The sequence below is a fragment of the Mesorhizobium sp. genome (genome assembly GCF_004962925.1).
Classification (GTDB): Bacteria; Pseudomonadota; Alphaproteobacteria; order Rhizobiales; family Rhizobiaceae; genus Mesorhizobium.
In genome coordinates, this window is the sequence record NZ_SUEO01000054.1 from 4946 (window position 1) to 14391 (window position 9446).

Consider the following 9446-nt stretch of genomic DNA (forward strand, 5'->3'; position numbering starts at 1 on the left):
GCCGCTGCCGCGGCTCGACACCGCCGACAAGCTCAACGGCAGCCAGGTCTATGGCGTCGATCTCAAGCTGCCGAACATGCTCAACGCGGCGATCCGGGCCTGCCCGTATTTCGGCGGCAAGGTGAAGAGCTTCGACGCGGCGGCGGTGGCTGAAATGCCCGGCGTGCGCACCGTCGTTCAGGTCGACGATACCGCCGTTGCGGTTGTGGCCGACACGTGGTGGCGGGCGAAGACCGCTCTCGATGCCCTGCCGGTCGTCTGGGACGAAGGTCCCAACAGGCAGGTCACCAGCGCCTCGATCGCGGCGATGCTCGAAGAAGGCCTCGGCGCAAATGACGCCTTCATTGGCGCCGAGCAAGGTGACGCTGGAGCCGCCCTGTCCGCTGGCGGCCGAACGGTCACGGCGACTTATGCCTACCCCTATCAGAACCACGCAACCATGGAGCCGATGAACGCGACGGCGCTCTACACGCCGGAGCGCTGCGAGGTTTGGGTGCCGACACAGAATGGCGAGGCGAGCCTTGCCGCAGCGGCCGAGGCCGCCGGCCTGCCGGTCCAGCAATGCGAGGTGCATAAGATCCACCTCGGCGGCGGCTTCGGCCGGCGCGGCAACTTCCAGGATTATGTGCGCCAAGCAGTCAGCATTGCCAAGCAGGTGCCGGGAGCACCCGTAAAGCTCATCTGGTCGCGTGAAGAGGACATGCTGCACGGCGCCTATCACCCGACCACACGGTGCCGACTGACGGGCGCGCTCGACGCGGACGGCAACCTGACCGCTCTGCACATGCGTATATCCGGCCAGTCGATCCTTGCGGCGGTGCGGCCGGAAGGCATGCAGAACGGCATGGACCCGGTCGTTTTCCAGGGCCTTGTCCTCAGTGGCACGGAAGGCACACTGGGCTACACGGTGGACAATCTGAGGATCGACCATGCCATGCGCAACCCGCCGATCCCGCCAGGCTTCTGGCGTGGCGTGAACCTCAACCAGAATGCGCTCTACGTCGAATGTTTCATGGACGAACTCGCCCATGCGGCCGGCGTCGACCCGCTCGCCTTCCGCCGCAAGCTGATGGCCAAACATCCGAAGCACCTCGCCGTGCTGGAGGCGGTTGCCGAACGGATCGGCTGGGATACCCCGCCCGCCGCCGGCGTTCACCGCGGCCTAGCGCAGATCATGGGTTTCGGCAGTTATGTAGCGGCGGCAGCGGAGGTTTCGGTCACCGACGGACAGCTCAAGATCCATCGCATCGTGGCGGCCACCGATCCGGGTCATGTCGTCAATCCCGCCCAAGTGGAGCGGCAGGTCGAGGGCTCCTTCGTCTATGGCCTTTCCGCCTGCATCTACGGCGAATGCACCGTCAATGGCGGCCGCATGGAGCAGGAGAACTTCGACAGCTACGAGGTTATGCGCATGGCCGAGATGCCGGAGGTGGAGACGATCATCCTGCCGTCCGGCGGCTTCTGGGGCGGCGTTGGCGAGCCGACCATCGCGGTCGCCGCGCCGGCCGTCCTCAATGCGATCTTCGCCGCGACCGGAAAGCGCATCCGCACGCTGCCGCTGAAGAACCATGACCTCGCATGACATGATGCGCCCAAAGAACAGGCGCGGCGGACGGTCGCTCGCGCCCGTTCCGCTTGCGCCGCGCAACGCCAATGATTCAAGATGGGCGCTTTAGCGATTTCTTTTGAAAATATTTCGAAACAATATCAGAGCGTTGTTGGTGTTGGTTTGATCGTTCCGATATCGATGCCAATGGTCAACGAGCTGCACCCTGTGCGGCGCTCGCGGCCGTTTCAGCATTTCGAGCGTTGCGGCCTTGGGCGGGCAGGGCCTTGCAAACATCGCATATGTCATCGATATGGAGCTCGATGAATTCACCGAAGATTTTGAGGCGCAATGCGAGACTCAGCCGTCGAAACGCAACGAAAAGCACTGCATTGCGGGAACATTCGCGTGTACTTGCACGAACTAACGATTTGAAACTAAAAAAGATGCAATATCAAGCATATAGACTGGCCATTGCGCCGATGATGGACTGGACGGACCGGCACTGCCGGTTCTTTCATCGTCAGTTGACACGCCGGGCGCTGCTTTACACCGAGATGGTCGTGGCCGATGCGGTCGTCCAGGGCGCGCGCGAGCGCTTGCTCGGCTTCGACGATACCGAGCATCCAGTCGCGTTGCAGCTCGGCGGCTCCGATCCGCAGAAGCTTGCCGAGGCGTCACGCATCGGCGAGGCTTTCGGCTATGACGAGATCAACCTCAATGTCGGCTGCCCGTCCGACCGCGTCCAGTCGGGTACGTTCGGCGCCTGCCTGATGAAAACACCGGTTCTTGTTGCCGATTGTGTCGCGGCCATGAAGGCTCCCGTCGGCATCCCCGTCACCGTCAAATGCCGCATCGGCGTCGACGAGCAGGATCCTGAGCCGGCGCTCGACGCGCTAGCGGACGGCGTTTTCGCGGCCGGCGCCGACGCGCTGTGGGTGCATGCCCGCAAGGCGTGGCTGGAAGGGCTGAGCCCGAAGGAAAACCGCGACGTCCCGCCGCTCGACTATAACAGGGTCTATCGGCTAAAGGCCAAAAAACCAAGCAAATTCATCGGCATCAATGGCGGAATTCAATCCCTTGAAGAGGCGCGCGACCACATTGGTCACGTCGACGGCGCCATGCTCGGACGCACCGCGTATCACACGCCGGGCATTCTGGCAGGCGTCGACGCCGCGTTTTACGGCGGCAAACCCTGCACGTTCGATTTTGCCGCGCTGATCGATGCGATGGCGGATTACGCGGCGCGCCATATCGAGCGGGGCGGGCGGCTTGGTCATGTCACCCGTCATATGGTCGGGTTGTTCCACGGCCTGCCTGGTGCGCGTCGCTACCGGCAGATCCTTTCGACCGACGCGACAAGGCCCGGCGCTGGACCGGATGTGCTGAAGGCGGCTTTCGCTGCAATCGATTTCGGCGGGACGGACGCCGAAGCAGCCTAACTGTTCAATCGCGCAAGATCATGCGGCGCGTCTTGCGCAGTCCGTTCGGAAATCCAGAGGACCCTCGATAGCTGAGGCAAGCCGATCAAGCTAAGCAGCGCGCGCCCGCTCGCCGTCCTGCATTTCTTCTCTGATCCCGCGTGCTGCGTCCCGAACGCGAAGGGCGTCGCGCTTCGGCGGCGCTTTGAACAGTCTGGCATATTCGCGCGTGAATTGCGAGATGCTCTCGTAGCCCACCTCGAACCCAGAGCTGCTTGCCGAGAGCCCTTCATCCAGCATGAGGCGGCGCGCTTCGACCAGGCGAAGCCGCTTCTGGTACTGTCCCGGTGTCAGCGATGTCATCTGTTTGAAATGCTTATGGAAGGCGGTGAGGCTCATTGCAGCTGCCGCCGCCAGGCGTTCGGCGGACACGCGCGATCGATACTCCGCTCTCAGGATCGCGACGGCCGCGGCGAGGCGGCTCGCGTGGCTTTCTGGATCCGCAAGTGCCCGCAAGGCGACGCCATGCGGCCCCGACAGAAGCCAATAGTGCAGCTCATGCATGATTCCGTCGCGCAGGAGTGGTATCGCATCGGGCCGGTCCAGCAGCCTCATCAGCCGCGATGCGCAGTCCAGCGTCGCGGCTTCGGTGTCTTCGGCGAACAAGGTGCGTGTCTCGGACGGGCGTAGCGGGCGGACGCTGCCCAGTTGCGCCGTCAATTCGCGCAGCATCGTCATCTCGAGTTCGACCGCTACGGCCAGATAGGGTTCGCTCCGGCTCGCCTGCACGATCCGCCCGACGACCGGCATGTCCGCGCTCACGATCACGGACTGCCCGGCGGAAAAGACCTGCTGCTCCCTTCCCACGGTGATGCGCTCGAGCAGACGATTGCCGGGCGTGAAGGCATGCACGCGATGGTGGGCGATGTCGAAGATCCGGAAGCAATCACAGCATTTGCCAAGCGCGTAGTCGCCGCGCACCCAGCGCTCAACGTGCTCATCAACAATGCCGGCATCATGCGCCGCGAGGATCAGACCAGGACCCGCGATCTGCGCGACGCGGAGGAGACGATCGTCACCAACTTGTTCGGGCCGATCCGTCTCATCAACGCGCTAATCGACCACTTGGCGGCCCGGCAAAACGCCGTGATCGTCAACGTCTCGTCAGGCCTGGCCTTCGTGCCGCTGAGTGGCACGCCGACCTACAATGCCACCAAGGCGGCGATCCATTCCTACACGGTGTCGTTGCGCGAGCAACTCAAGGGCAAGGTCGAAGTGATCGAGCTTGCGCCGCCCGCGGTTCGCACTGAACTCACGCCCGGCCAGTCGACGCGCGACGAGTATATGCCGCTCAATGCGTTCATTGACGAGGCGATGGCGTTGTTCGGCCGGAGCCGACGCCCAAGGAGATCCTGGTGGAGCGCGTAGGCTTCCTGCGCTGGGCGGAGCGGGACGGCCGGTTTGATCAAGCGGTCGAGATGCTCAACACTCACTGAGCGGCGCCGAAGCAGTCCGACTGTTCAATCGCGCAAGATCATGCGGTCGCCGCGCACGTCGAAACCGGACAGCGAACTGATGAAATTCATGCCGAGCAGGCTCTGGCCGAGCATGCCTGGCGCGGCGATCATGACCGGCATGTCCTTGCGCACGATCCCGCCGATCGCCAATTCGTCGGTTCTCACGGCGGCGGCGCGTGCCACGCCATTGGCGGTGGAAACCGGTATGGTGAAATTGAGAACGGCTGGATTGAACCCGGCCGCTTGCGCATCCTGCGCAGTCAGCACGGTGCTGGTTGCGCCGGTATCGACCACGGCCCGGACCGGCGCGCCGTTGATCATGATGCGCGCTTCGAAATGGCCATTGCCGGCTTTGTCCAGGGTCACCGTGGCGTGGCCGTCTTCCAGGCCCAATGCCAGCGGGCTGCCGGGAACGAGGCCGGCCGTTACCCTGCTGGCGAAATCCTGCAATTCATAACGGTACTGGTAGCCGGCGATCAGTGCGAGCACGATGACGGCCCAGGTGCCGAGATTGCGGGCCATCGCGCCCAACGGCCTGCCGGATCTGAGCAGGCCGGCGCCGATGAGCGCGACCAATGCGCCAAGCCATATCAGCCGGCTGAAGTCGTAATTCTCGACGCCGAATGTGCTGCCGGCGGAATCGTTGAGCATGAGCAGGACCACGCCTGCCCCGATCACGATCATCAAAATCCAGAAAAATCGGTTCATATATGGCTCACGAAAGGGCGTCGCGTTCGCGCGCGATGCGGGTGCGGCGCGTTTCCCGACGCGGTCTGCGTTCAACCATCTCCAGCCGGGCCGGCAGCTCGGCCATGACGCTGCGGCGGATTTCAGGGGTCATCTCAATCCAGGCGCCGATTTCCTCGCGCGTGCGCCCGCAACCGAAGCAGAAGCCGGTTTTCATATCGATCGAACAGACCAGGACGCATGGGGATTCGATGGCCGTCATAATGTTCTCTCAGGATTCCCAAGGAATCCCTTGTCTCGCCTCCACATGGTGTAACGGCAAAGCCAATGCAAGCCCTTCGGAATGCGCCACCGGCAACCGCTTTCGCGTCAATGCAGGCAGTTGTGCCGGCCGAGCAAGGCGGCTATGCCGCTCACAACCCTGGGAAAGATCACCAACGACATGACCAGCGCGCTGCCCTTCGACGATTTTCGCAATCTTCTGGCGACCCTGCCGCCGGCCGACGCGGCCGCCGAAGCCCGCGTCCGTGCGCTGTTTGCCAAGGCCGACAAACCCAAAGGTTCGCTCGGCCGCGTCGAGGACATCGCCGCGTGGCTCGCCGCCTGGAGCGGCCGTGCGCCGCCGGCGGTGAACAGGCCCTTGGTGGCGATCTTCGCCGGCAATCATGGCGTCGCCCGGCACGGTATTTCGCCGCGACCTGTCGCTGCCACGGCGAACGCGGTCGAGCTTTGCGCGGCGGGCGGTGCTGCGGTCAACCAGATGTGCATTGCCAACGATCTCGGGCTGAAAGTGTTCGATCTTGCGCTGCACATTCCGACCGCCGACATCACCGAGGATGCAGCACTTGACGAGCGCGGCTGCGCCGCCACCATGGCCTTCGGCATGGAGGCAATCGCCGGCGGCACCGATCTGCTTTGCCTTGGCGACCTCGGTGTCGGCAATTCCACCATTGCAGCGGCTTTGTTTGCGGCACTGTTCGGCGGCAAGGGTGCCGATTGGGTCGGATCCGGATCGGGTGCCGATGCGGCGATGCAGGCACGCAAGGCCAAGGTGGTCGATGCCGCGATTGCCTTCCACGGCACAAGTCTCAGGGACCCGCTCGAAGCGTTGCGCCGGGTTGGCGGCCGCGAATTCGCGGCGATCGCCGGCGCCATCCTCGCCGCCCGGATGCAGGAGATCCCGGTGCTGCTCGATGGACTGGCGGCTGTCGCCGCGACGCTGCATGCTGCCAACCCCGCCGCGCTTGACCATTGCCTGCTTGCCAGCCTGTCGCCGGAACCCGCGCACGCTCGGGCCGCCGAACGGCTCGGCCTTCGTCCGCTGCTTGATCTCGGCGTGAGCCACAGCGAGGGGGCAGGGGCGGCACTTGCCGCGGGTCTGGTCAAGGCAGCCGCGCTCACCAGCTCGGGCATGGCGGCGGCGGTTCGTTAGGCGACCGACTAGCGCCGGCGCGCGGCAACCGCCTTGGTCGGCAGTGCCGGCAATTCCTCCATTACCCGGCTCAGCGGGAAGATGGCGATGGCCTCGGTGCCTTCACGCAATTTGGAGTGGAGTTCGAACTCACCGCCATGCAAGGCGAGCAGGCTCTGGACGATCGGCAGGCCGAGCCCGGTGCCTTGTTCGGCGCTCTTGATGGCGATCGAGCCCTGGCCGAAGGCGGACAGCACGACCGGGATCTCGTCTGCCGGTATACCAGGCCCATTATCCCGAACGGAGAGGTATTGGCCGCCGCCCGCCGTCCAGCCGACGCGCACGCGGATTTCGCCGCCAGTCCCGGTGAACTTGATGGCGTTCGACAAAAGATTGAGCGCAATCTGTCGCACCGCGCGTTCGTCGGCGAAGAGGCGCGGCAAGGCGCTTTCGAAATCCTGGACGATACGGATGTCCTTATTGCGCGCCTTCAACTCCATCATATGACAACAATCCTCGATGACGGAGAGCAGCATCATCGGCTCCTCGTTGAGCTGGTAGCGGCCCGCCTCGATGCGCGAGAGGTCAAGGATTTCGTTGATCAGATCGAGCAGATGCTGGCCAGAGTCGTGGACGTCACGAGCATAGTCGCGATAGGTCGGGTTGCTCATCGGCCCGAGCACCTCGTTCGCCATTACCTCGGAGAAACCAAGAATGGCGTTGAGCGGCGTCCGCAGCTCGTGGCTCATCGAGGCCAAAAACCGCGATTTAGCCAGATTGGCATCTTCCGCCCGTCGCCGCGCTTCGTCCGACATCGATTTCGCCGTGTCCAATTCGGCGATAAGCGCGTCCTTTTCGGAGCGGAACGCGAGCAACATCAAGGACGAGCGATTGAGCTGGCGCGCCACATAGGCGAAGAAGGGCAGCGAGGCGATCAACAACCCGGCCATGATCAGCTCGGCCGGAATCCACTGCCTCGCACTGGCATAGGTATAGACCGCCACCGGAACGATAAAGGTCGACAGCAGTGCACCGCGCAGCGATGACGCTGTGATTGCGGTCGCCGCCATGGCAAGCAGCAGCACCACCGCCTTGATCAGCTGGAATTGATCAACCTGGCAAGTGTCGCAACCGAGCCAGGCGAACCAGGCCCAGCCCAGGCCGCAAAGGAAGTGGCCTATCAGAAAATCGCTGTGCGTCTGCAGCGGGTTGAGTTCGGCAGCTTCCGTTTGGTCGACGCGCCTCGCCATGAACACGACGATCGTGTAGCAGATGAGCGTAAAAAGCGCCCAGACGCCAATTTCGTTACCCACTCCAGCAAACAGACCCGTCGCGGCGGTCGCCAGGACGAGAATCGGAACGATGGTCGCGCTGCCTATCATCGCACGGGCGTGGAGTTTTAAGAGCTCGCGGTCGAAATCAAGATTTCCGACCTGCTGCGAAAGACGGTCGCGCGTCTTGCGCACCGCGCGCGCCACATCGCTGTTGCGATGGGGTTTCCTGCGGTCCACAATAAACTTGTCCGCTGTGGTCGAGCGTTGCAAGGGCATGGAGACTTCAATTTATGCGGGCAGCGGTTTCAAATTGTTAAGCTACGTTCGAATGATTAACCAACGGTTTGCCATATGAGCCGTTCGTGGTCGTGGCGACCGCGACAGCGATACGTGCCGCCGCGGCCGCGAAGCCTGTGGCGCCGGCTGGTGGACTACGCACTGGCCGTCATCATCCTCGGTCTGCTGATCCTTCTAGCAGCGCGCCTTGACCGGATCGAGACCCGCAAGACGGAGGGTGCCGCCGTCGTCAATGACGGCGATACGATCACGCTCGGTACCGAGCGCATCCGCATGCGTGGCATTGATGCGCCGGAATATTCGCAAATCTGCCGCAGGGACGGCGCCGACTACCCCTGCGGCAAGCTGGCGCGGCAGTCGCTGGTGAGGCTGGTATCAGGCAAATCCGTCTCCTGCACCGGCTGGCAGCGCGATCGCTACGACCGGCTGCTCGGCGATTGCAAGGCCGGCGGCAAGGACCTCAACCGCGCCCAGGTCGAGGCCGGCTGGGCGGTTGCCTATGGCGATTTCGAAACCGACGAAGCCGCCGCCCGCTCCGGCAAGGCCGGCATCTGGGCCGGCACTTTCGACGAACCGCACGATTGGCGCGAGAGCCATGATCACGAGGTTGTCGAAAGAAAGCACGGCAGTCTGGCTTCGATCGGCGATGCCTTGCGAGAAATTTTTCGCTTCTGGTGAGCAGCAACCTTATAATTTGTCGGATCAATCCGGAGGATGGAATGAAACTCTTCGATGGCGGCCGCGCTCCCAATCCACGGCGGGTACGCGTCTTCCTTGCCGAAAAGGGCATTCAGGTTCCACTGGTGCCTGTCGATATGGGCGCGCTGGAGCACAGAGAGCACACGATCAGCTCGCGCAATCCGCTGCAGCGTCTGCCGGTGCTCGAACTCGATGACGGCACCGTTATTACCGAATCCGTCGCCATCTGCCGCTATTTCGAGGAACTGCATCCGGAACCGGCTTTGTTCGGGCGCGGTGCGCTCGGCAAGGCGCTGGTCGAGATGTGGCAAAGACGCATGGAGTTCAACCTGCTCGGCTGCGTCGCCGCCGCGTTCCGGCACATCCATCCGGCGATGAAGGAATGGGAAGTTCCGCAGATTCCCGAATGGGGCGAGGCCAACAAGCCGAAAGCCATCGAATTCCTGAAATTTCTCGATGAGGAACTGGCGAACCGGGAATTCATCGCCGGCGAAACCTATTCGATCGCCGACATCACCGGGCTGGTCGCCATCGACTTCATGAAGCCAGCGCGCATCAAGGTGCCGGAGGAGTGCAGCAATGTGCTGCGCTGGC

Annotated in this window: 9 protein-coding genes and 1 pseudogene; 6 read left to right on the forward strand and 4 right to left on the reverse strand. The window is 63.3% G+C overall.

Going from position 1 to position 9446, the window contains the following annotated elements; translation table 11 throughout:
• Both E5W87_RS13450 and dusA read left to right on the forward strand, forming a co-directional pair.
• The coding region (locus E5W87_RS13450) for a molybdopterin cofactor-binding domain-containing protein (protein WP_292397910.1) at window positions 1-1582 on the forward strand (1582 nt) is incomplete at its 5' end.
• 410 nt (window positions 1583-1992) lie between these two features.
• The gene (dusA, locus tag E5W87_RS13455; RefSeq protein WP_292397912.1) at window positions 1993-2988 is read left to right on the forward strand and encodes a tRNA dihydrouridine(20/20a) synthase DusA; all 996 of its coding nucleotides are present in this window, start codon (window positions 1993-1995) and stop codon (window positions 2986-2988) included.
• Window positions 2989-3078: 90 nt separating this feature from the next.
• On the opposite strand, the gene E5W87_RS13460 is transcribed toward dusA, so the two are convergent.
• Window positions 3079-3948 (reverse strand): AraC family transcriptional regulator, encoded by an 870-nt coding sequence (locus tag E5W87_RS13460; RefSeq protein ID WP_292397914.1) that lies wholly within the window; start codon window positions 3946-3948, stop codon window positions 3079-3081.
• Between E5W87_RS13460 and E5W87_RS13465 the strand changes: the two are divergent.
• A pseudogene (locus E5W87_RS13465) lies at window positions 3838-4463 on the forward strand (SDR family oxidoreductase); the annotation flags it as partial. The gene E5W87_RS13460 and the pseudogene E5W87_RS13465 overlap by 111 nt on opposite strands.
• Window positions 4464-4487: 24 nt before the next feature.
• Here the strand turns inward: E5W87_RS13465 and E5W87_RS13470 are convergent.
• Window positions 4488-5192 (reverse strand): TIGR02281 family clan AA aspartic protease, encoded by a 705-nt coding sequence (locus E5W87_RS13470; RefSeq protein WP_292397916.1) that lies wholly within the window; start codon window positions 5190-5192, stop codon window positions 4488-4490.
• Window positions 5193-5199: 7 nt separating this feature from the next.
• A complete protein-coding gene (locus tag E5W87_RS13475; protein ID WP_292397919.1) occupies window positions 5200-5433 on the reverse strand; it encodes a DUF1289 domain-containing protein in 234 nt (77 codons plus the stop codon).
• 180 nt (window positions 5434-5613) lie between these two features.
• Here E5W87_RS13475 and E5W87_RS13480 point away from each other — a divergent pair, with 180 nt between their 5' ends.
• Window positions 5614-6603 (forward strand): nicotinate-nucleotide--dimethylbenzimidazole phosphoribosyltransferase, encoded by a 990-nt coding sequence (locus E5W87_RS13480; RefSeq protein WP_292397962.1) that lies wholly within the window; start codon window positions 5614-5616, stop codon window positions 6601-6603.
• An 8-nt stretch (window positions 6604-6611) separates the two neighbouring features.
• Here the strand turns inward: E5W87_RS13480 and E5W87_RS13485 are convergent, their stop codons facing one another.
• Window positions 6612-8132 carry a HAMP domain-containing sensor histidine kinase gene (locus E5W87_RS13485; RefSeq protein WP_292397921.1) on the reverse strand — a complete coding sequence of 507 codons (1521 nt, stop codon included), beginning with the start codon at window positions 8130-8132 and terminating at the stop codon, window positions 6612-6614.
• Window positions 8133-8207: 75 nt separating this feature from the next.
• On the opposite strand from E5W87_RS13485, the gene E5W87_RS13490 reads away from it, so the two are divergent.
• Both E5W87_RS13490 and E5W87_RS13495 read left to right on the forward strand, forming a co-directional pair.
• Complete coding sequence (locus E5W87_RS13490) at window positions 8208-8831, forward strand: thermonuclease family protein (protein WP_292397923.1); 624 nt, start codon at window positions 8208-8210, stop codon at window positions 8829-8831.
• 41 nt (window positions 8832-8872) lie between these two features.
• The coding region (locus tag E5W87_RS13495) for a glutathione S-transferase (RefSeq protein WP_292397925.1) at window positions 8873-9446 on the forward strand (574 nt) is incomplete at its 3' end.

Excerpts from the sequence above, each read along its gene's own strand:
- E5W87_RS13490 (WP_292397923.1), top strand. The coding sequence starts at position 8,208 with ATGAGCCGTTCGTGGTCGTGGCGACCGCGACAGCGATACGTGCCGCCG.
- E5W87_RS13475 (WP_292397919.1), bottom strand. The coding sequence starts at position 5,433 with ATGACGGCCATCGAATCCCCATGCGTCCTGGTCTGTTCGATCGATATG.
- E5W87_RS13485 (WP_292397921.1), bottom strand. The coding sequence starts at position 8,132 with ATGCCCTTGCAACGCTCGACCACAGCGGACAAGTTTATTGTGGACCGC.
- dusA (WP_292397912.1), top strand. The coding sequence starts at position 1,993 with ATGCAATATCAAGCATATAGACTGGCCATTGCGCCGATGATGGACTGG.
- E5W87_RS13480 (WP_292397962.1), top strand. The coding sequence starts at position 5,614 with ATGACCAGCGCGCTGCCCTTCGACGATTTTCGCAATCTTCTGGCGACC.
- E5W87_RS13470 (WP_292397916.1), bottom strand. The coding sequence starts at position 5,192 with ATGAACCGATTTTTCTGGATTTTGATGATCGTGATCGGGGCAGGCGTG.